The organism is Haloarchaeobius salinus, from assembly GCF_024464185.1.
GTDB classification, from domain to species: domain Archaea; phylum Halobacteriota; class Halobacteria; order Halobacteriales; family Natrialbaceae; genus Haloarchaeobius; species Haloarchaeobius salinus.
Genome location: NZ_JANHAU010000001.1, coordinates 733434 through 753749, shown reverse-complemented (window position 1 = coordinate 753749; position 20316 = coordinate 733434). Strand labels below are relative to the sequence as shown.

The following is a 20316-nucleotide window of genomic DNA, read 5'->3' as shown; positions in this document are numbered from 1 at the left end:
GGACCACGCCGTCGACGAGCAAGAAACTGGTGGGCCCCTCAGAGCAGGCGGTACTGCCCCCGGCTCTCGGTGACCTCGCCACGGCGGACGAGCTTCGTCAGCGCGCGCTCGACGTAGTCGGCGGGGACGCCGCGCTCGCCGGCGTAGGCGACGACCTCCTCCTCGGTCGGCGCGTCGAGCTCGCGGAGGGCGTTCTTCACCGTCTCCTTGCGGCTGGTCGAGCCGCGGGTCTCGGTCGCGCTCTCGCCCGCCTCGGTGACCTGCTCGACGTCGAGGCCCGACGCCGCGAGGAACTCCTCGTCGTCGAGGACGCCGTCGGCCACGTCGTCTTCGAGTTCGGCGAAGGAGTCGACCGCGGCGAACGCGTCGCCCTCGCCCTGCCGGTTCGCCAGCATCGACGCACGCACCTCGCGGGCGTGGTCGAGGTCGTCCGTCTCGACGAACGACCGGACCTTTGAGAACTGCTTGCGGGTGCCGCAGGTGCCACAGCGGGTGGTCTCGGGCCGTCCCTCGACGATCCGCAACGCGCCGCAGTCGCTACACCCGACCACGTGGTACATAGCAGGCACTGGGGCCTCGTCCGGTTTGAACCTTCGTCTCGTCGGGCACAGGGCTCAAGGGGTCCGCGTTCGTGGACGCCGTATGAACAGCCCGTCGTTCTCCGCGCGTGACCCGTCCTGGACACCGAAGCCGGACGTGGTCGACGAGTCGTCGGTGCTCGTCGTCGCCGTGGACGACGACGAGGACGTCTCCACGCTCACGCGGACCGACGGACTCGACGTCGTGGGGGTCGATAGCCTCGATGCGGTGTCGACGGCGCTGGCCGACCGGGTCGTCGACTGCGTGGTCCACGCTCCCGGGTCGGGAGTGCCGGCGGTGCCCGAGACCCTCCGAGCCGTCCGGGACGTGAGCGCGACCCCGTTCGTCCTCTACGCGCGAGACCCCGACGTGACGACCGTGGACGATGTGCTGATGCAGTCCGGGACAGCGTACGTCCCACGGCGTGGGACGGATGCCGTGGCGCGGCTGCTCTCGCAGATCCGGCGGCTGACGTCGGAGCAGTCCCTGCGACAGGCGCTCGAGCTGCGCGAGCGGGCGCTCGACCAGGCGACGGTCGGCATCACCGTGGCGAACGCCGACGAGTCGCTCGTGTTCGTCAACGACGGGTTCGAGCGACTGACCGGCTACGACGCCGACGAGGTGCTCGGCGACAACTGTCGCTTCCTGCAGGGCGAGGACACCGACGAGGAGACGGTCGCGGAGATACGGGCGGCCCTCGATGCCGAAAACTCCATCTCCACGGTCATCAGGAACTACCGGAAGGACGGGACGCCGTTCTGGAACCAGCTGGAGATCACGCCGGTCGAGGACGGTTCGGGGACGGTCACGCACTACTTCGGGTTCCAGAAGGACGTGACCGAGCGGGTCGAGCTCGAGGAGCGCCTGCGCGACCGTAACGGGCGACTCGACGAGTTCGCCGAGCTCGTCAGTCACGACCTCCGTGGCCCGCTCTCGGTCGCCCAGGGCTACCTCGACGGCATCGAGGACGAGCAGGTCGGCGCGGCCGCAGACGCACTCGACCGGATGGAGCGGCTCATCGAGGACGTGCTGACGCTCGCACGCGAGGGACGTTCGCGGGCGGAGAAGGAGCCGGTGGCCCTGGAGACGGTCGCTTCGCGCGCCTGGACGACGGGGGAGACGGGGGACCTCGACGTTGTACTCGGTGACGGGCCCGGGACGGTCCAGGCGGACCCGGAGCGGCTCCAGACGCTGTTCGAGAACCTGTTCCGGAACGTTGTCGACCACGCGCCGGACGCGACGACGGTCCGCGTCGAGGCGACCGACGACGGGTTCGCGGTGGTCGACGACGGACGGGGTATCGATCCGGCGGTCGCGGACTCGCTGTTCGAGCAGGGTATCACCACCGACGACGACGGGACGGGCTTCGGGCTGGCCATCGTCGCGACGGTCGCGGAGGCCCACGGCTGGTCGGTCGCTGCTGTCCCGCAGGACGGGAGTGGAGCGCGGTTCGAGATCGACTGCGACGGCGGTGCCTGACGCCGACGGTCACCCGAACATCGGCCCGGTCGCGAACGATGGGCCGTCGTCGTCGTCGTCCGAGTCGGTCGTCGACTGCTCCGGTTCGGTCGTCCGTGGTTCGCCGCCGTCGGCGGCCGCCTCCGCCTCGGCTCGCTGCTGCTCGGCGAGTTCCGCGGCGCGTTCTTCCTTGTGTGCGGCGAGGTCCCGGGCGTACGTCGCGATGGCGCGTTTCGTCTCGTCGCTCTGCATCACGAACACCTCCGTGATGTACTTCGGGACCTCCGTCGAGCGCGCGCGCTGTGCCTCGTACGCCACGATGTCGCGCAACGTCTCTGGGTCGTGCTCCTCGAAGTGCTCGACGACGAAGTCGGGCACCTGCTCGGGTGGCATGGGGGGAGATGCCATGTCACACGTATGTGGTCACTAATAGAAATAAGTTCTAGTTATTACACGGGTTTCCGACAGTTTCTGTGGCGTTCCGCGAATCCGGATGACTGCAGCCGGATGGTCCTGAGACGGGCCGCAGACGGTGCGAGAACGAGGGCGGTGCGGTCGGTTTGTTGTTGGAACAGCAACAACTGTCGGGCTCCGGACCAACGTCTGACGGTCTCGATGCGGGCCGTGCGGGCGACAGAAGAACGGTCCCGTGGAGCGGTCGTGCCGCGCCGTCGACGAGAGCCACTCGATGCTCCCGGCAGTCGGGGTTCGAGGAGCGCTCTACGAAAGCTGCTCGATGTTCGCGATGATCTCCTCGGCGTACTCCGTGGTCGAGAGCTTCTCGCCGCCCTCGATCTGGCGCTCGAGGTCGTAGGTGACCTTGCCGTTGGAGATGGTCTGCTCGACGGCGTCGCGGATGAGCTTCCCGGTGTCCTCCCAGCCCAGGTACTCGAACATCAGGCGGCCGGAGAGGATGAGTGCGGTCGGGTTGGCCTTGTCCTGGCCGGCGCGCTTCGGTGCGCTACCGTGGACGGGCTCTGCGAGACAGCGACCCTCGCCGAAGTTCGCGCCGGGCGCGATGCCGAGACCGCCGATCTGTGCGCCCGCGGCGTCGGAGAGGTAGTCGCCGTTGAGGTTCGGCATGGCGAGCACGTCGAACTCGTCGGTGCGGAGCTGCATCCACTGGAGCATCGCGTCGGCGAGGCGCTCCTCGACCATGACGGCGTCCTCCGGGATGTCGACCTCGTCCTGCTCCTCCCAGAGCGAGTCGGGTGCGGCGAAGACCTCGTCGTCGGGGTACTCCTCCTCGGCGACCTCCATCCCCCAGGTGCCGAACTGGCCCTCGGTGAACTTCATGATGTTGCCCTTGTGGACGAGGGTGACCGTGTCGCGGTCGTTCTCGATGGCGTAGTCGATGGCCTCGCGGACGAGGCGCTTGCTGCCCTTCTCGGAGATGGGCTTGATGCCGATGCCGATGGGCCCGTCGTGCATGATGCCGTCCATGCCCATCTCGTCCTCGACGAACTCCTTGACCTGCTGGACCTCGTCGGTGCCCTGCTCCCACTCGATACCGGCGTAGACGTCCTCGGTGTTCTCACGGAAGGTCACCATGTCCATCTCCTCGGGTGCCTTCATGGGGGACGGGACGCCGTCGAGGTAGTACGTCGGGCGGACGTTCGCGTAGAGGTCGAGCGTCTGGCGGAGCGCGACGTTCAGGCTGCGGAAGCCAGCGCCGACGGGCGTCGTGAGTGGGCCCTTGATGGCGACACGGTGCTCGCGGATGGCGTCGACGGTCTCGTCGGGGAGGTTGACGTCCTCGCCGTAGATCTCGCGTGCGGACTCGCCGGCGTACACCTCCATCCAGTGGACCTTGCGTCCGGTCGCCTCCGCGGCGGCGTCGAGGACCTTCTGTGCGGCGGGACCGACGTCCTTCCCGATGCCGTCGCCGTGGATGATCGGGATGATGGGCTCGTCCGGAACGGAGAGCGTGTCGCCGTCGGCCGTGATCTTCTCGCCGCTGTCGGGTTTCTCGATATGCTCGTAGTCGGAGCTCATTGTCACCTGAAGCGACGAACAGTGCGGGTAAAAGGGCTATCATTTGCCGCTGGGCGGCAAGTATCGCGGCCCGACCGGCGGTCGGGTGGGTCCGTGTGTCCCCCAGTGACCGACGTCGACCGCGCTCGACCACCCGCACTTTTGAGGTACCCCGCGGAACGCCAGTCCATGCAGGTCATCGTACACGGCGGTGCGGGCGGGGTGCCCGACGACCCGGACCCGCGACAGGCAGTGCTCGACGAGGCGGCCGAGAGCGGTTCGACGGCGGCATCACCGCTCGACGCGGTCGAGAGCGCGGTGCGCGTCCTCGAATCGTCGCCCCGGTTCAACGCGGGCGTCGGCTCCTGTGCGCAGTCCGACGGCATCCTCCGAACCGACGCGGGCGTCATGACCGACGACCGGTCGGTGGGTGCGGCGGCCTCGATGCCGGGCGTGGAGGCCGCGGTCAGCGTCGCCCGTGCCGTCCTCGAGGAGACGCCGCACATCCTGCTCTCTGGCGTCCACGCGGTCGACTTCGCCGCGGCGCAGGGGATCGACTGCGAGGTCGACCTCTGGACCGACAGCACGCGCGAGCGGTTCGCCGACGCGGACGTACCGGAGGGCGACATGGCGGCGCAGGCCCGCTGGGTACAGGAGACGTTCGGCGGGTCGACGGCCGACCCCGACGCCGAGCAGGAGGATTCGGGTGCGCCCGCGGGCAAGGACCACGACACGGTCGGTGCCGTGGCGCGCGACGGTGAGCAGTTCGCCGCGGCGACGTCGACGGGCGGGCGCTGGCTCGCGCTCGCGGGCCGCGTCGGCGACGTGCCACAGGTCGGCAGCGGCTTCTACTGCTCACCGGCGGGCGGCGCGAGCGCGACCGGTGCGGGCGAGGACATCGCCCGTGTCACCCTCTCGCGGCGCGCGGTCCGCTACCTCGAGGAGGGGATGGACGCACAGGCGGCGGCGGATCGCGCCATCGACGAGTTCGGCGAGCTGACGGGCGCATCCGCCGGGGTTATCGTCGCCGACCACGAGGGGGCGGGCGCGGCGTACAACAGTAAGGGGATGCAAACCGCGGTCGTCCGGGAGTAGCGGGTTCGACGCCTGCCGACACCGACGCCCGCTGGCGGTCTCCCGGTGACGCATACGCACGTTACCGCCAGTAGCTGCCGGTTCTTCGACGACTGTCGTAGCGTAGATTTATGTTCGTCGAAGTAGACTCAACTCCCATGCTCGAACAGGTACAACACGGCCGCACACGGCAGTGTCCGGAGTGCGAGACAGCCACGGTGAACGTCCAGGGCGTCGACGCCTGCCCGCGGTGTGCCTGGGTCGACCGGTAGCCACGGCGGGCTGATTCACGACACGGGCCGCGGATGCGCAACCTCTTTTTCCGGCGTACGCGAAGGACGCGTATGAGCGAGCCCGAGGTCGATCTTGACGCCGAGAAGTACGAGAAGCACCGCGAGGCAGGGCAGATTCTCGCGCAGGTACGCGACGAGGCAGCCGACCGCCTCGAGGTTGGGACGGGCTACCTCGAGATCTCCGAGTGGGCGGAGGACCGCATCCGCGAGCTCGGTGGCACACCCGCGTTCCCGGTCAACGTCAGCGTCGACGAGGAGGCGGCCCACGGTGCGGCGGGCCCGGGCGACGAACGAACCGTCGGCGAGGAGATGGTGAAACTCGACATCGGCGTCCACATCGACGGCTGGCTGGCGGACACGGCGGTCACCGTCGACTTCAGCGGCAACCCGGAGCTCGTCGAGGCCGCCGAGGAGGCGCTCGACGCCGCGCTCGAGACGGTCGAACCGGGCGTCGAGACCGGCACCATCGGGGCGGCCATCGAGGAGGTCATCGACGGCTACGGCTACAACCCCGTCGTGAACCTCACCGGCCACGGGCTCGGCCACTGGGAGCAACACGTCAGTCCGAACATCCCGAACCGGGCGGTGAAGCAGGGGACGACGCTGGAGGTCGGCGACGTCGTCGCCATCGAGCCGTTCGCGACCGACGGCTCGGGCAAGGTCTCCGAGGGGCAGCAGGAGGAGATCTACTCGCTGGAGCGCGAGGCGTCGGTCCGCGACCGCAACGCACGCAAGGCGCTCGAACAGATCACCGAGGAGTTCCAGACGCTGCCCTTCGCGACGCGCTGGCTCGACGTCCCCCGGCCGAACATGGCGCTGCGGCGGCTCAAATCGCAGAACGTCGTCCACGGCTACCCGGTGCTCAAGGAGGACGACGGCACGCTGGTCAGTCAGCGGGAGCACACGATAATCGTCACCGAGGATGGATGCGAAGTGACGACGGCGTCGGAGTGACGCCGTCGCCGGATACCGCTGGCCGCGGTCGTGTCACCGTCAGGCGTTGTTCATCCGCTGGCTCTCGCGGGTCCCGCACTGCTGGCACTCCGTGACGCGGTAGGGTTCCCGGGAGAACTGGGAGTTCTCTTTCTTCGTGCTCTCCGTGACGAGCTGGACGGACACCTGGTGGATGGTGTCGGTGTCGCAGCTCTCACAGTGTTCGGTCCGCCCGTCGATTGAGTTGTCAGTCGTCGCCATCCAATTACCGGATGGTTACCAAGAGGTATAAAAAGAGCCGACCGTTCAGCGCCGAAAATTTACCGAAACTGATTATTATTGGTGTCTGAGTAGTCGGTTCCTAATTCTGCCGTAACGAGTCGTTTCCCCCGTGAACTGTCGCTGCTTGTAGCCTCGAAACCGGGTCTTGAACCCGGTATTGCGTCCCTTTCATGTCAGGTGGGCAGAGCGGTGCCGGGCTTCGTGGGATTCAATGCCTCCCCGGCCACACTCGGACCATGGAACAGGTGTTCGCACCGTGGCGCATCGACTGGGTGGAACGCGACGGGAACGACGACATCGACGGCTGCCCCTTCTGCGAGCTGCCCGCCCGGGACGCCGACCGCGAGTACCGCATCGTCGCCCGGAACGCGGGCGCGTTCGTCATCCTGAACAACTACCCGTACAACCCGGGCCACGCGATGGTGATCCCCCACAGCCACACCGGCGACTTCCGGGAGCTCGACGACGGGACGCTGCTCGCACACGCCCACCTCAAACAACGGACGTTCGACGCGCTCGACGAGGCGATGGGGCCGGACGGCTACAACGCCGGGCTGAACCTCGGTGGCGGCGCGGCCGGCGGCTCCATCGACGACCACCTCCACACCCACGTCGTCCCGCGCTGGAACGGCGACACCAACTTCATGCCGGTCGTCGGCGACACGAAGGTCATCGTCGAGGCGGTCTCGGAGACGTACGGGCGACTGTACGAGGCGTTCGCCGCACAGGACGGCGCGGTCGTCGAGGGCGACGACACGGCGGTGCGGTTCCCAGACGACGGGCCCGAGTGACCCCCGGTTCGGCTCTCGCCCGCCTGCCCTCACGCGAAACCGTCCTTCTAAGTACCGGCCGACCGACTACCCGACAGGAATGGACGACCGCCGTCGAACCGTCCGTCGGGTCGGAGCCGTCGTCCTGCTCGCCAACGTCGCGCTGGCGCTGGCGAAGGGCGCGGTGTACGTCGAGAGCGGGAGCCTCGCCGTCGGCTCCGAGGCGGTCAACAGCCTCTCCGACTCCGTCTACAGCCTCGTCGTGCTCGTCGGGCTCTACCTGACGACCCAGCCGCCGGACTTCGAGCACCCCCACGGCCACGAGCGCATCGAGCCGTTCGTCTCGCTGTTCGTGGCCGCCGGCATCTTCGCCGCGGGTGTGCTCGTCTTCTGGCAGTCGAGCACGACGTTGCTGGCCGGCGACATCGCCGTCAACGCGACACCGGCCGGTATCGGCGTGCTCGCGGGCTCGGCCGTAATCAAGCTCGGGCTCTACCGCTACTGTCTGACACGGGGCTCGGACGCGAACTCCCCCGCACTGGTCGCGACGGCGCTCGACAACCGCAACGACGTGCTCACCGCGCTGGCGGCGCTCGTCGGCGTCCTCGGTGCGACCGCGGGCTACCCGGTGCTCGACCCGCTGGCCGCCGCGGTCGTCTCGCTCGGCATCCTCTGGACCGGTGTCGAGATCGTCCGCGACAACGTCAACTACCTCGTCGGCGGGGCACCGCCGGACGACCTCCGGGCGGAGATCGTCGAGCGCGCCACCGCCCACCCCGAGGTCGAGGGCGTCCACGACGTCGTCGCCCACTACGTCGGCCCGGAGATCGACGTGAGCCTCCACATCGAGGTCGAGGGCGACCACACGCTGTTCGAGGCCCACGACATCGAGAGCGACGTCGTCCAGGCCATCCGCGAGCTACCGGAGGTCGACGACGTGTTCGTCCACGTCGACCCGAAGGAACTCGGCGAGTGGAAGGCGGACGAGGAGGCCGAGCGGCTGGTCGGCAACTCCGGGGAGTGAGGCTCTGGACGAACGTCTCAAGAACCGCCGGGGACGTGCCCGGAACGCCTCTCGAACCTCGTTTCGGTGTGGGAAGCATTCTAGGAATATCCATCCCTTTGTACGGTACTGCTAAGTCGTGCGAGCTGTTGTCACGGACGATGATAGAGATCCCAGTTCACGGGGCGCTGACCGACGGCGCGGTGGTGGCCCGGCCGGACTGTTCGCTCCCCGAGGCCGCGGGGTACCTCCGCGACCCCGACGTCCCGGCGCTGGTCGTCCGGGACGGACCCGACGGCGTGGCGGGTATCGTCACCGAATCGGACCTCGTCGCCGCCGTCGCCGAGGAGGGCTTCACCCTCCCGGTGGGCGAGGTCATGTCCACTCCCGTCGTGACGGTCCGGCCGACGATGCCGGTCGGACTGGCGGCCGACCGGATGCGGAAGGCCGGCATCGGTGTCCTTCCCGTCGTCGACGGTGACGGGGAGTACCACGGCGTCGTCACCCGCGGCACGCTCGCACCGTACGTCACACGGGGCCGCCTCGACACCACGTGGGACGCGGAACCGCTCCGACTCGACCCGGCGTCGGAGGACGAGTCGACGGACGCCGAAGCCACGGACCCCGCGTAGCGACGCGACCGTCTCCGGTTTCGCCGGGAGCGAACAGTTAGGTGCTCGTGCGACGCGCTGGACGTATGAGCGAACAGCTCTCGCTCGACGGGCGGACGCTCGTCGGCGTCGCGAACGACGAATCGGGCGAGGTCAGCGGCGACACCCGGTTCGAGTTCGAACAGGACGGCGACCGCATCCACGCCCACTACGCGGGCGGCAGCATCGTCGAGGGGCACCTCGTCGGCACCCTCACGGACGGCCGGTGGGACATCCGCTACGTCCAGCTCAACGAGGACGGCGAGACGGCGACGGGTCACTCCGTCGGCGACGTGGCCCTGCTCGACGACGGGCGCGTCCGCGTGGAGGACGAGTGGGAGTGGGAGTCGAAGCCGGGCCGTGGCGCATCGGTACTGGAGGAAGTGTCGTAGATGGGCGGGACGAGCCCGAATCCTCAGCAGGACGAGGTTGGCTACGTCGTCGAGGATGGTCGCCAGCCGCGCGCCGTGGTCGGTGAGCCGGTACGTCGTGGTCGGCGGCGTCGTGGCGTGGACAGCACGGTCGATGAAGCCGAGACAGTGCAACTCCCGAAGGTCTGCGGAGAGCGTCCTGGTCGCCACTGTTCCGGCCATCTGGCCGGGGGAGAGCCGTAGCGAGCGCGGTCACTCCACGACGTTGCCCTGCAGGTTCAGCGTCGCGTTGTCCTCCTGCCTGTTCGGGTTGTCTCTGGACTCGGCGGCGAAGGCGACGCCGTCGAACTCTGCGACGTGGCTGCCGGCGACGGTCGCCTCCGCCCCCTTGGTCGCGGCGACGGCAGCCGTCGCATCCTCCCCCGGGAGACGGGGCCATGACGCCGCGCCCGTGTGGTAGATGCCGGTGCCGTCGATGCGGTTCTCCGGTGACGTGGTTTCTGTGTACCGGACCCCGTCCCAGTGGCCGGGGACCGCCTCAACGCCGCGGAGGATCGTGTTGGGATCTGTCGGCTCCTCGCCGAGTCCGACGCACCTGAGGCTCCCGTCGCCCTCGACGAGCACACCCACGTCCTGCTCGAACCGGATCTCGGTCCCGTCCTGGATCACCGCGTTGGACCCGATGGTGAGCTGGGGGCCAACCTGGCTCGGAAGCACGCGATACGGGACGTCGATGGCTGCCCACGAGATGTCGTCGGTGACAGCTTCGACGGGCGGCCGGACGAACACCATCTCCGTCTCGTTGCCTTCGAATCCCAGCCCGGCACCGACCTGGCTCACCGAGTCGGCGTAGAGGAACATCGGTGCCTCGTTGTTCCGGAAGTGGACCCCAGCGACCGTGTCGAGCGCGTTCTCACGCTGGGCGAACAGGCCGTAGCCGGCGGTCTCCTCGACGAGTGCGGCCTGGAACCGGAGCCGTGCACCCTGGAGGACCTTCACTGCGGCGTCGCGCTGCCCGGTCGACGCCGGTGCGCGCCCACCGCCGGCATGGCGAATCTCCACGAACTCCAGGACGTTGTCGGTGCTCCGGGTGCCATCGTACGCGATCCCCTTCCAGAAGCCGGCGGTGGCCTGGTCGCCTTCGAACGTGACGTACGCCCCCGGGGGGTCCGTGGCGTCGATCTCCTCCGGGAGCCCCTCGGCGTCCACGTCAGTCGCCAGCGAACCAGTGACGTAGATGCCGTTGTCCTGCCCGAACTGGAGGGTCAGCCCTTCCGAGAGCGTCAGTGAGCCGTAGACACCGAACGAACCGCCCCGTGCGGGCTCTACGAACAGCGGCACGCCGGGGTTCGACCAGGTGTGGTCCTCGCCCTCCGGGACGACGTGACCGTCGAACTCCCCGGCGTAGACGACGACACGGTCGTCGTCGTTGTCCTCGAACTCGTTGGCCGGACCGACGAACCGCGCGGTCCGTGCGGAGGTCCACACCGTCGCGTCGTTGTCGACGAACCGGTTGCCGTCGAAACTCTCCATGGTCGCGTTCTGCTGGAGGCGGACGGCGTAGTTCTCGTTGCCGCGGAACTCGCTGTCGGCGACGCTGACGCGGCTCTCTCCCGCCAGCAGGAGGCCCTGTCCCCCGTCGCCGGCACCGGCGGCTGCGACCACGACGTTCCGGAGTACGTTCTCGGTCGAGGTCGCATCCCGGAACCGGAGACCAGCCCAGGCCCCGCGCACGTCCTGTCCGCCGACGAACCGGATCGGGTCGCCGCCGCCAGCGTCGGCGACGAGTTCCCCGCGGCCCTCGACGACCAGCTGCCCGTTCTGTCCGAACCGCAGCGTGGCCCCCGGAGCGACCGTGAGGCTCCCCGCGACGGCGATGCCCCCACGACCCGCTGGCGCGACGTCGTACGGGACGCCGAGGGCCTCCAGTTCGACGGTCTCTCCCTCCCCGACGGTCGACGACTCGACGACGACCGGCGACTCGCCCGCCGACCCGTAGCTCGTCCCGGCGTCCAGCGCGTCCAGCGCACCGACTGGACCCCGGACCGCCGGCCCGTCGGACCCAGCGAGCGCGTTGCGGTCGAACGTCCCGAACGAGCCGCCGTCCGCTACGGCGACGGCGTCGCCCGGACCGCCGCGGACCTCGGTGTTCGTCAGGTCGACCGCACCGTCCGATCGCACCGTCACCGCGGCGGTCCGCTCGCCGCCCGCGCCCTCGAGGAGTACGTGGTCGAGCGTTCCACCACCGTTCGACTCGAAGGTGACGCCGCGCCAGGAGCCCGCCTCGCCGACGAATGCGATGGGTGCCGAACAGGTGCCCGCGGCCGACAGCGTCCCCGCGACCGACAGGCTCCCGCTCTCGCCGAAGACGAGCGTCGTCCCCGGCTCGACGGTGAGCGTCGTCCCACCGGTCACCTGGAGTCCTCGGCGCACGACGACGACGTTCGCGTCCACCCCGAGCGTGGTGTCCGACTCGACCCGAACGGTGTCGAGGTGTCGCTGGTCGCCCCTGCTCGACTGTTCGCAGGGACCCGCCGGGAGGGCCGAGAGGGCCTTCGCAGTGACGTTCACGGAGCCACCGTCGCTACCGCTCCCCCCGTCACTGGCCGTGGTTCCGCTGCCACCGCCTGTGGCTCCGCCACCCGGGATGGAGTCGCCACCGCCGAGCGCGCTGCAGCCGGCGAGTCCCGCGATTCCGGCGGTTCCGAGCAGGTCGAGCAGCCGTCGGCGACCCGTCGTCGGTCCCGTCGGAGCATCTCCGCCGTCGTCAGAATCCGGTGCCGTGGTTCGATCCCGATCCATCGTCATGCCGGAGGAGGGTGACGGGAGACGGATAGTTGGCAGTTCTAGACCTCTAGAGCCGAGGGGCCGGTGGGGTCATCCGAGGTGTCGGCCGAGACCCAGCGACAGATCTGGCAGTCAGTCTCCGTCGAGGTCGTCGAGCTGCCGGTCGACCCAGCCCCGGTGGCGCTCGACGACGGCGTCGGAGGCATCTGCGAGGAGCTCCCGGGAGCGCTCGCACCACTGCAGGGCCGTCTCGTCGTCGTCCTCGACACGACAGGTCCAGACGAGCAGTTCCAGCGTCTCCAGAGCGTCCTGTGGGACGGCGACCGCCTCGAACGTCTCGAGGGCTGTCCGCCAGTGGTCGCGTGCCGCGTCTACCTCGCCGGTCGCAGCCAGTGTCTCGCCGAGATTCCGGCGCGCGACCGCCCGCCCCTGCGGAATCTCGACCGACCTGAACAGCTCGATGCTCCGGCGGAACTCCTCGCAGGCGTCGTCGTACGCGCCGTCCTCGCGGTGGGCCGCCCCGAGGACGTTCGCGGTTATCGCCAGCCCCTTCCGGTCGCCCAGCTCCTCCATGACGTCGTTCGCGCGCTCGACGTACTCCCGGGCCGTCTCGGCGTCGCCCTGCTGGACCGCGGCCTCGGCCAGGTTGCAGCAGGCCTTCGCCTCGCCGTGGCGCAGCCCGAGTTCCCGATGGATCTCGAGGGTGCGCTCGTAGTAGTCGACCGCGTCGTCGTACTCGTCGCGCTTCTTCGCGAGCAGCCCGAGGTTCCCGAGGCTCCGAGCCTCCCCGTGGGCGTCACCGAGCTCCTCGCTCACTGCCAGGCTCCGCTCGTGGTACTCCTCGGCGGTGGCGTACTCGCCCTGGTGACGCGCGACCAGCCCGATGTTCTCGAGTACGGATGCGACCGCGTCGCGGTTGCCGAGGCGGCGGTGGATGTCGAGGCTCCGTTCGTACTGCTTTCGGGCGGTCTCGAACTCGGTGTGGCCCAGGGCGACCGACCCCAGGTTCGCCAGGCTGCGGGCCTCGCCGTGGCGGTCGCCGAGCTCGCGCGAGAGCTCCAGGCTCCGCCGGTGATACTCCCGGGCAGTCCCGTACTCGGAGCGACTCTGGGCGACCGAGCCGAGGTAGTCGAGCGTCGTCGCCGCCCGGCGACGGTCCCCGAGCGAGTCGAAGGATTCGAGCGCCCGACGGAGGTGCGGGTCCGCCGCCTCGTACTCCTCGCGGTTGGCCAGCGCGCGGCCGAGTCGTCGCTCCGCTCGTCCCCCGAGTTCGCGGTCACCCAGCTCCTCGGCCAGCGAGAGGCATTCCTCGGCGTGGGCGACGGCCGCGTCGTACCTCCCGCGCCCGTCGGCGACCCGGGAGAGACCGAACGCCCGCTCGAACGCGTGTCGGGTCTCGTCGGCGGGGAGGCGCTCGAACGCGCGTTCGGCGTCGTCGAAGCGACCCGCGTCGAGGAACATCCGACCGACCCAGATCGGGCGGTCCTCGGCGACGTCCTCCGAGCACGCGGTCGGGAGGGCGACGCTGTCGCGCTCGCCGCCGTACAGCGGCGCGAGCTTTGGGTGCTCCCGGCCGAGCGCGTAGAGCGCCGCCGCCGTCTCGTCGGCCCAGTCGCCGGGGTCGTCGACGAGTCCGGGGAGGGCGAGTGCCTCGTCGTGGTGGCGGGCGATCCGGTCGCGCCTGCCTGGGTGGTCCGCCAGCGAGAGGAGCGCGGTGAGGCAGTCGCCGAACCGCTCGGCGGCGAGGGCCTCGCCCTCGGCGTCGAGCAGGTAGGCCAGGAACGTCACCGACCACGACTCGTGGACCGTCCGGTAGCTGCCGTCGTCGCGGGGGAACAGTACACGGCCCTCCAGGCGCTCGATGGCCGCGTCGACGCCGTCGAACTCCTCGGGGTCGGCGACAGCGTACAGCGCGTGCGGCGGTACCCCGATTCCCGCCGCGTTCAGCACGTTCACGAGGGTGCAGACGTCCAGCGCGAGGTCGTCACCCGCGAGCGACTCGTGTACCGAGGCGACGGCGGCCTCCAGCGACGTCGGCCCCTCGGCGAGCGGGTCGGCGAAGGTCGCCAGCCGGTGCAACAGCAAGAGCACCTCGCCGGGCGCGCCCGCGTCGTCGGCCGGCGCGTCCGCGATCTCCGCCCGTAGTTCGTCCACCGACGCGCCGACCCCCTCGTCGGTTGTCCGCTCGAATCCCTCGACGAACCGCTCGACGTCGGCTTCCCCCAGCGTCGGCATGTGGTGAACCGACAGCCCGGTCGGGTCGCGGACGTCGCCGGGCGGGTCCCGCCACTCGGCCGTGCGGGCGTCGAGCAGGACGCTCACATCGTCGCGGTCGGCGAACCGCTCGAGGGCGTCGAAGACCGCGTCTGCGTCCGACCGCACCGCGTCCTCGACGACGACGAGCGTGTGGCCGTCGGCGATGTCGGCGGTCACGGCGAGGTCGTCGACGGATTCGAACGGACGGCCCCGTCCCCCTTCACGGTAGAGGACGGATCCGCGGTCGCGCTCGTACCACTCGCAGGCGACGTGTTTGCAGACGGTGCTCTTGCCCGACCCAGGCGGCCCGACGACCACGACGTCCGTCCCCGCGGTCAGGTCCCCGAGCAACCGCTCGGTCATGTCGGCGTCGCCGTCGGGTAGCGTCCGTGCGACGGCGTAGCCGGTGTGGACCTCGGGGAGTGTGAGTCCGGCCCGCCATGCGGTCGGTGGATCGGCGACCGGTTCGTGTCGGAAGTAGGAGACGTCGAGCTGGACGAACCCTTCCCGTTCGAGCGCGACGGACAGCTGATTGCGGAGACCGGTGTCGGGCGCTCCCTCGACTGCCCCGCCGTCGGCGTCGACCACAGGCGTCGTCGCGTCGGCCGCGAGGAACGCGTCCGTCCGGTCATCTGCATCGGCCCTGACCGCATCGTACCGCTCCGTCGCCCACCGAACCGCTTCGTGGGTCTCGTTCGCCAGCGTCCCGTGGACGCCGCCACGTTCGGCGAACACCACGACGTGGACGGTCGTCTCCGGGTCGGTGGGATACCCACCTACCGGCGCTCCGTCGTCGGTCGGGGCTTCGTCCTCGACAAGCGCGAGGGCGAACGGTGGGACGTCGCCGACGAACAACCGGAACCCGTCAGCCTCGGCCATCGCCGCCATCCGCCGGGGGAACTCCGACCGGAGGGTGTCGAGCACCTCGGGGGCGACGACCAGCTCGGCCGGTCGCCCGTCGGTGGCGACGTGCTCGTACAGCAACCGCACGTGTCTGGGGTCGTCAAGCGACGGCAGCAGCGCCCGGTAGCGAGTGGCGGTCGCCAGGTCGTCGTGGAACCCCTCCAGCGGGCGGTACGGGGCGGGGTCGGTCGCGGGGACCGCTCTGCTGCCGGCGACGGCCGCGGTGTCGAGCGGCGCGTCGAACGGGAGCGGGTCCACGACCGCCTCGGCGGCGACGATGTCGTCGAGGTCGATCTGGAACGCCCCGAGCCGCTCCAGCGCCAGCCGCCCGGCGAGGGTCGCGGTGAACCCGTCGTCCGTGCGCTCGACGAGGTCGACCGACGCCAGGTCGTCGATGGCCCTGTTGATGGTCGACCGGGACTGGTCGAGCTCGCCGACCAGGTCCCGCTTGTACGCCGCACCCTCACAGAGGCGACGGAGTACACCGAGTCGCTTCGTGAGTACGTCGAGGGTCCGTTGGTCGCGGGGGAACTCGTCCATTGGCTCTCGTCGTAGTCATCAGTCCAAATTTCTATAAAACGACCGATGAACCCGATCAACCACCCCACCCTTCCACCGACTGACGCAACGTGCCAGTCGGTGGCATATTGCCCCTCTCACCTCGGAGTAGAGGCATGGAACGCACAGAACTACGGCGGACGACCGATGCAGGGGGGCGGGGCCGATGACCGACGATACCGAGCCTGTCAGCACCGGACCGACCGACGCGCACGTCCGGGCGGTGGCTGGCGTGGATACCGACGACTCCGTGGAGTCGGAAGGAGCGAGCCACCGGAGACCCCATCCCGACGAGACGCCGGGCACCGCACGGGGCATCAACCGACTGCTCGTGGGCCTCGGCCGCGGAGTCGGCGACTGCGGCTGCCGCGACGATGCCGAGCGCACGCTCTGTCGCGGGCTCGTCGACTCGGGGCTCTACGAGTCCGTCTGGGTCGGCGTCCGCTCGCTCGACGGCGGCGGGCTCGCGGCCCGGACCAGCGCCGGGGACGGCGGCGAGAGCGGACGAACGGACGGGCTCTCCGCCGCGGTCACGCCACCGGACGCTACGCACCCAGCGGTCAGTGCGCTCCGGTCCGGGGAGACGGCGGTCGCCGACGCCGGGTCGATCACCGCGGAGGGGTGGCCGGTCCCCGAGCACGCCCCCGACGAGGGGCTGGTCGCAGCGGTTCCCGTCGGGTCGGCCGACACCGTCGACAGTGTGTTCGCCGTCCACACCCGCCGCCGGAACGCATTCGGCGAGCTCGAACGGACTGGCCTCGAGGCGCTCGGGACGACGCTCGGGCTGACCGTCGATGCCATCAGAGGTCGGGAGCTGTTCTTCGCCGACGGCGTCGTCGAGCTCGAGCTCCGGGTCACGGACGACGACTCGCCGCTCGTGCGCGCCTCGGCAGCACACGACTGCCGCATCTCCCTCGAGGGGTACGCCGCGGCGGAGGGCGACTGGCGGCTCTACTGCGATGTGGCCGGAACCGAGCTGGGGGAGTTCGCCGACTGCGTGACCGCGGACCCGGCAGTCGCCGACAGCCGGAGCATCGTCGAGCGGAGCACCGGGGGACGGGTCGAGATCGAAGCAACCACGCTCCCGGTGCTGAACCGGACGGTCGCAGTCGGGGCGACAGTCCGCTCGGCGGTCGCGGACCACGGGGCCTGCCGGGTGACCCTCGAGCTCCCCCGGTCGGCCGACAGCAGGGAGGTCGTGGCGTCGCTCCGGGTTCCGTTCCCCGATCTCGACTTCCTCTCGTGCCGGGAGCTCGACCGGCAGGCTGCGGAGCCGACCGCGGCGACGGGTGTACTCGACGGACTGACTGACCGCCAGCGGGAGACCCTCGAGACGGCGTACCGGGCGGGCTACTTCGAGTGGCCCCGCCGGAACAGTGCCGAGGAGACCGCGCCGGAGCTCGGAATCGCCTCCTCGACGTTCCACCTCCACCTTCGCGAGGCCCAGCGGCGCGTGCTCGACACGCTGCTCGACTGAGGCCCGGGCACGCCGACGCCGTCGAACGCCGGTCCTGGGGTTGGTCTGTCCACGACCTGTCGTGTCTAGACACGTGGCTTTTGCTCCATCGCCCTGCAGTCCCGTCCATGCCTGACCGACGAATGGGAGCACGGCGCGTGGAGCGACGACAAATACTCGCGGCTATCGGGAGCACGACCATCGCCGGGCTCGCCGGCTGTCTCGGCGGTGACGGCGGTGATGCGACCGACGGCCCGACCCCGACGGACGGTGGGCCCGCCGACACCGACGACAGTATGGCGGGGACCGACAGGGGGACGACCGATGCCGGGGACGGAGATGCCGAGGCCACGGAGAGCGGTGGTTCGAGCGGCGACTTCGCGTGCGCCGACCTCGCCGGGGACTACACGGCGGTCGACACGGCCGGTCGCCCGCTCGTCTCGCGATGGGAGCGCCCATCTGTCCTCGGCGAATCGACCTACGAGAGCGACCGCACCGAGGTCGTGGTCACGGCGGTCGCCGACGACGGCGACACCGAGTTGACCCTCGTCGTCACGCAGGAGCTTCGCGGGAGCCGGTCTCCGGAGGGGCTGGGGTCCGAAGCCGAGGAGTTCGCGACCGTGCAGTTCGGCGGCGAGACGGTGGCGGTCGGGAGGAACGCGATGTTGGAGTCGGACAGCAGTCTCCGGACGTTTACGGACCTCCCCTACGAGGTGGAGGGAGAGACCCGCTACTTCAGGACCGGGTTCGTGCTCAACGTGGGGGTTGGAGTGATGGAATCGGTCGCAGACGACTGCGGAGAGGACCTGGCGGCCGCTATGCGCCACGTCCTCGAGTCGCTGGAGCCCAACCCGGACTCGACCGTCGTCTCGGAGCAGTGACCTCCATCACTCCGACCGTTCGCACGTCTCGACGCGCTCGCGGAGCCACGCCACCGCTCCAGCGACCGCGTCGGGGTCCGACCCCGATACCCGAATCCGTCCGGGTTCGTCCACCGGCGCGGGGTAGCTCCCGACGGCCACGTCGAACCGCTCGCGGACCTCGGCGAGCGCGCCGCCGAGTGCGCCCTCCGGCGTCGGCGTGTAGACGGTCTCGCTGGTCCGGTCGCCGGCGAACTCGTCGGCGACGACGGCGAACATCGCCTCCATCTCGTCCGGGATACCCGGCAGTACGTAGACGTTCGCGACGACGCAGCCGGGGGCCCAGCTCTCGTCGGTCACCAGCGTGCGGGCTCCCTCCGGAAGCGACGCCACCGCGTCGAAGTCCACGTCGAACTCGTAGTCGTCGGCGAGGTCGGGGTTCGCCTCCCTGAAGGCCTCGGCGCGCTGTACCAGCCGCTCGCGCTGGTCCGCGCGGACGATCATCTCGCGGTCGAAGGCTCGCGCGACGGCCTCGACTGTCACGTCGTCCGGGGTGCCGCCGATGCCGCCGGTAACGACGACGGCGTCGAACGCCTCCGAGAACGCGCGGACCCACTCGGCGATGACCGCCTCGTCGTCGGGCACGGTGAGGATTCGTGCGACGGTGACGCCCCGCTCGGTCAACTGGGTGGCGAGCCACGAGGCGTTCGTGTTCGTCGTCTCGCCGGCGAGCACCTCGTCGCCGACGGTCAGGATGGCGACCTGCATCAGACTGGGCCTCCCATCAGGCTGGACCCCACATCAGACCGGCGTCCCGAACGCGTAGACGGTGTTCTGCCCGGTCACCTCGAGGTCGACGAAGTCGCCCGGTTCGAGGTCGTGCTCCGTGGCGTTCCGGACGATGATCTGCCGGTACGCCGAGTCGCGGCACTTCACCGAGTCGCCGGTGCCGTGCTCGACGACGAGGCAGTCCGGCTTCGTCTCGCCGACCATCGCGGCGTAGGCGTCGCCGACGACGTCCATCTTCAGCTCGGACATCGCCTTCGAGCGGTCCTTCTTCGTCTGCCCGCCGAGGCCCTTCATCTCGGCGGCGTCGGTGCCCGGACGCTTCGAGAAGCGCGTGACGTTGATCTTCTCGGGCCGGGTCTCGCGCAGCAGCGCCATGCTCTGTGCGTGGTCCTCGTCGGTCTCCGTCGGGAAGCCGACGATGAAGTCCGTGCTGAGGGTCCAGTAGTCGAGCGCGTCGTCGAACGCCTCGACGACCTCGAGATACTCGGAGACCTGGTGCTGGCGGCGCATGTCGCCGAGCACGTCGTCGCTGCCGGACTGCACCGGCGCGTGCAGGAAGTCGTACAGCTCGTCGTGTGCGGCGAACACCTCGGCCAGCTCCTCGCGGATGCCGTGGACGCCCTTCGGGTTCGCCATGCCCACACGGACCCGGAACTCGCCGTCTATCTCGGTGCAGATGCGGTCGAGCAGCGTGTGCAGCTTCCGCTCGCCCGTGTCCCAGCCGTAGACACCCGTGTCCTGGCCGGTGATGCGGAGCTCCCTCGCGCCGGCGTGGACGAGCGCGCGGGCCTTCTCGAGGTTTTCCTCGACCGACGGCGAGTCGATCTTGCCCGTCGCCTGCTTCGTGATGCAGTACGAGCAGTCGCTCATGCAGCCGCGTGCGATGGGGAGGATGCCGACGACGCCGTCGAGCACCGGCTCCACACCGGGACCGGGCGTCGGGCACTCGCCGTTCGTCACCGCCGTGGGGACGTCGTCCCAGTGGAGTATCTGTGCGTCGACGGCCTCGTCGCGGAACTCCTCGCCCTGGGCCAGCGCCATGCAGCCCGTGACGATGAGGTCCGCGGTCTCCGATTCGAGCTCTTTGGCCCGACGGAGCATGTTCCGCTCCGTCTTCTCGACCACCGTACAGGTGTTCAGTATCGCGACGTCGGCCGCCTCGGGGCCGTCGACGCGGTAGTGACCCGCGTCACGGAGCGCCGACTCGATCTGTCGGCTCTCGCCCCTGTTGGAGGTGCAGCCGTACGTCTCGATGTGGTATCGGGCCATTCCTATCCCCTGTTGCCGGTGCGCGTTCAAAAGCGCGACGATAGGCCCCGC

The 20316-nt window shown here is 69.8% G+C and carries 17 protein-coding genes and 1 pseudogene; 9 read left to right on the top strand and 9 right to left on the bottom strand.

The window, feature by feature from the left end:
* Nucleotides 1–38 precede the first annotated feature (38 nt).
* Nucleotides 39–560, bottom strand: coding sequence for a DUF5817 family protein (locus tag NO345_RS03820; protein ID WP_256296639.1), 522 nt, complete (start codon nucleotides 558–560; stop codon nucleotides 39–41).
* Nucleotides 561–642: 82 nt separating this feature from the next.
* On the opposite strand from NO345_RS03820, the gene NO345_RS03815 reads away from it, so the two are divergent.
* Entirely contained in the window at nucleotides 643–2058 is a 1416-nt protein-coding gene (locus tag NO345_RS03815; RefSeq protein ID WP_256296637.1) for a PAS domain S-box protein, read from the top strand.
* 9 nt (nucleotides 2059–2067) lie between these two features.
* On the opposite strand, the gene NO345_RS03810 is transcribed toward NO345_RS03815, so the two are convergent.
* Together NO345_RS03810 and icd are read right to left on the bottom strand one after the other, a co-directional pair.
* Complete coding sequence (locus NO345_RS03810; RefSeq protein WP_256296636.1) at nucleotides 2068–2445, bottom strand: hypothetical protein; 378 nt, start codon at nucleotides 2443–2445, stop codon at nucleotides 2068–2070.
* Nucleotides 2446–2757: 312 nt separating this feature from the next.
* On the bottom strand, nucleotides 2758–4032 hold the full coding sequence (icd, locus tag NO345_RS03805) for an isocitrate dehydrogenase (NADP(+)) (protein ID WP_256296634.1): 1275 nt from the start codon (nucleotides 4030–4032) through the stop codon (nucleotides 2758–2760).
* Nucleotides 4033–4200: 168 nt separating this feature from the next.
* Between icd and NO345_RS03800 the strand changes: the two genes are divergently transcribed.
* Entirely contained in the window at nucleotides 4201–5106 is a 906-nt protein-coding gene (locus tag NO345_RS03800) for an isoaspartyl peptidase/L-asparaginase (protein WP_256296632.1), read from the top strand.
* A gap of 323 nt (nucleotides 5107–5429) precedes the next feature.
* Nucleotides 5430–6332 carry a type II methionyl aminopeptidase gene (gene map, locus NO345_RS03795; protein WP_256296630.1) on the top strand — a complete coding sequence of 301 codons (903 nt, stop codon included), beginning with the start codon at nucleotides 5430–5432 and terminating at the stop codon, nucleotides 6330–6332.
* Nucleotides 6333–6371: 39 nt separating this feature from the next.
* Here map and NO345_RS03790 read toward each other — a convergent pair whose 3' ends face one another.
* Nucleotides 6372–6572 carry a DUF7835 family putative zinc beta-ribbon protein gene (locus NO345_RS03790; protein ID WP_256296628.1) on the bottom strand — a complete coding sequence of 67 codons (201 nt, stop codon included), beginning with the start codon at nucleotides 6570–6572 and terminating at the stop codon, nucleotides 6372–6374.
* A gap of 257 nt (nucleotides 6573–6829) precedes the next feature.
* Between NO345_RS03790 and NO345_RS03785 the strand changes: the two genes are divergently transcribed.
* From NO345_RS03785 to NO345_RS03770, 4 genes are all read left to right on the top strand, one after another.
* Nucleotides 6830–7384, top strand: coding sequence for an HIT family protein (locus tag NO345_RS03785; protein WP_256296626.1), 555 nt, complete (start codon nucleotides 6830–6832; stop codon nucleotides 7382–7384).
* A gap of 79 nt (nucleotides 7385–7463) precedes the next feature.
* Nucleotides 7464–8387 carry a cation diffusion facilitator family transporter gene (locus NO345_RS03780; RefSeq protein WP_256296625.1) on the top strand — a complete coding sequence of 308 codons (924 nt, stop codon included), beginning with the start codon at nucleotides 7464–7466 and terminating at the stop codon, nucleotides 8385–8387.
* A gap of 140 nt (nucleotides 8388–8527) precedes the next feature.
* Nucleotides 8528–8998, top strand: coding sequence for a CBS domain-containing protein (locus NO345_RS03775; protein WP_256296623.1), 471 nt, complete (start codon nucleotides 8528–8530; stop codon nucleotides 8996–8998).
* Between the two features lie 65 nt (nucleotides 8999–9063).
* On the top strand, nucleotides 9064–9408 hold the full coding sequence (locus tag NO345_RS03770; RefSeq protein ID WP_256296622.1) for an avidin-fold protein: 345 nt from the start codon (nucleotides 9064–9066) through the stop codon (nucleotides 9406–9408).
* 45 nt (nucleotides 9409–9453) lie between these two features.
* On the opposite strand, the pseudogene NO345_RS19750 reads toward NO345_RS03770, so the two are convergent.
* From NO345_RS19750 to NO345_RS03760, 3 genes and pseudogenes are all read right to left on the bottom strand, one after another.
* Nucleotides 9454–9609 (bottom strand): annotated as a pseudogene (locus tag NO345_RS19750) (winged helix-turn-helix transcriptional regulator); the annotation flags it as partial.
* Between the two features lie 30 nt (nucleotides 9610–9639).
* Nucleotides 9640–12189, bottom strand: coding sequence for a hypothetical protein (locus tag NO345_RS03765; RefSeq protein ID WP_256296620.1), 2550 nt, complete (start codon nucleotides 12187–12189; stop codon nucleotides 9640–9642).
* 117 nt (nucleotides 12190–12306) lie between these two features.
* The gene (locus NO345_RS03760; RefSeq protein WP_256296618.1) at nucleotides 12307–15873 is read right to left on the bottom strand and encodes a tetratricopeptide repeat protein; all 3567 of its coding nucleotides are present in this window, start codon (nucleotides 15871–15873) and stop codon (nucleotides 12307–12309) included.
* A gap of 184 nt (nucleotides 15874–16057) precedes the next feature.
* Between NO345_RS03760 and NO345_RS03755 the strand changes: the two genes are divergently transcribed.
* Together NO345_RS03755 and NO345_RS03750 are read left to right on the top strand one after the other, a co-directional pair.
* Nucleotides 16058–17368 carry a bacterio-opsin activator domain-containing protein gene (locus NO345_RS03755; protein ID WP_256296616.1) on the top strand — a complete coding sequence of 437 codons (1311 nt, stop codon included), beginning with the start codon at nucleotides 16058–16060 and terminating at the stop codon, nucleotides 17366–17368.
* Nucleotides 17369–17475: 107 nt separating this feature from the next.
* On the top strand, nucleotides 17476–18228 hold the full coding sequence (locus NO345_RS03750; RefSeq protein ID WP_256296614.1) for a hypothetical protein: 753 nt from the start codon (nucleotides 17476–17478) through the stop codon (nucleotides 18226–18228).
* Between the two features lie 6 nt (nucleotides 18229–18234).
* On the opposite strand, the gene NO345_RS03745 is transcribed toward NO345_RS03750, so the two are convergent.
* Complete coding sequence (locus NO345_RS03745) at nucleotides 18235–18975, bottom strand: competence/damage-inducible protein A (RefSeq protein ID WP_256296612.1); 741 nt, start codon at nucleotides 18973–18975, stop codon at nucleotides 18235–18237.
* 33 nt (nucleotides 18976–19008) lie between these two features.
* On the bottom strand, nucleotides 19009–20265 hold the full coding sequence (locus tag NO345_RS03740) for a tRNA (N(6)-L-threonylcarbamoyladenosine(37)-C(2))-methylthiotransferase (RefSeq protein ID WP_256296610.1): 1257 nt from the start codon (nucleotides 20263–20265) through the stop codon (nucleotides 19009–19011).
* Nucleotides 20266–20316: the final 51 nt, after the last annotated feature.

What these genes read in the sequence shown, in the direction of transcription:
- NO345_RS03820 (WP_256296639.1), bottom strand. Translation starts at nt 560, where the DNA reads ATGTACCACGTGGTCGGGTGTAGCGACTGCGGCGCGTTGCGGATCGTC.
- NO345_RS03815 (WP_256296637.1), top strand. Translation starts at nt 643, where the DNA reads ATGAACAGCCCGTCGTTCTCCGCGCGTGACCCGTCCTGGACACCGAAG.
- NO345_RS03810 (WP_256296636.1), bottom strand. Translation starts at nt 2,445, where the DNA reads ATGGCATCTCCCCCCATGCCACCCGAGCAGGTGCCCGACTTCGTCGTC.
- icd (WP_256296634.1), bottom strand. Translation starts at nt 4,032, where the DNA reads ATGAGCTCCGACTACGAGCATATCGAGAAACCCGACAGCGGCGAGAAG.
- NO345_RS03800 (WP_256296632.1), top strand. Translation starts at nt 4,201, where the DNA reads ATGCAGGTCATCGTACACGGCGGTGCGGGCGGGGTGCCCGACGACCCG.
- map (WP_256296630.1), top strand. Translation starts at nt 5,430, where the DNA reads ATGAGCGAGCCCGAGGTCGATCTTGACGCCGAGAAGTACGAGAAGCAC.
- NO345_RS03790 (WP_256296628.1), bottom strand. Translation starts at nt 6,572, where the DNA reads ATGGCGACGACTGACAACTCAATCGACGGGCGGACCGAACACTGTGAG.
- NO345_RS03785 (WP_256296626.1), top strand. Translation starts at nt 6,830, where the DNA reads ATGGAACAGGTGTTCGCACCGTGGCGCATCGACTGGGTGGAACGCGAC.
- NO345_RS03780 (WP_256296625.1), top strand. Translation starts at nt 7,464, where the DNA reads ATGGACGACCGCCGTCGAACCGTCCGTCGGGTCGGAGCCGTCGTCCTG.
- NO345_RS03775 (WP_256296623.1), top strand. Translation starts at nt 8,528, where the DNA reads ATGATAGAGATCCCAGTTCACGGGGCGCTGACCGACGGCGCGGTGGTG.
- NO345_RS03770 (WP_256296622.1), top strand. Translation starts at nt 9,064, where the DNA reads ATGAGCGAACAGCTCTCGCTCGACGGGCGGACGCTCGTCGGCGTCGCG.
- NO345_RS03765 (WP_256296620.1), bottom strand. Translation starts at nt 12,189, where the DNA reads ATGGATCGGGATCGAACCACGGCACCGGATTCTGACGACGGCGGAGAT.
- NO345_RS03760 (WP_256296618.1), bottom strand. Translation starts at nt 15,873, where the DNA reads ATGGACGAGTTCCCCCGCGACCAACGGACCCTCGACGTACTCACGAAG.
- NO345_RS03755 (WP_256296616.1), top strand. Translation starts at nt 16,058, where the DNA reads ATGACCGACGATACCGAGCCTGTCAGCACCGGACCGACCGACGCGCAC.
- NO345_RS03750 (WP_256296614.1), top strand. Translation starts at nt 17,476, where the DNA reads ATGCCTGACCGACGAATGGGAGCACGGCGCGTGGAGCGACGACAAATA.
- NO345_RS03745 (WP_256296612.1), bottom strand. Translation starts at nt 18,975, where the DNA reads ATGCAGGTCGCCATCCTGACCGTCGGCGACGAGGTGCTCGCCGGCGAG.
- NO345_RS03740 (WP_256296610.1), bottom strand. Translation starts at nt 20,265, where the DNA reads ATGGCCCGATACCACATCGAGACGTACGGCTGCACCTCCAACAGGGGC.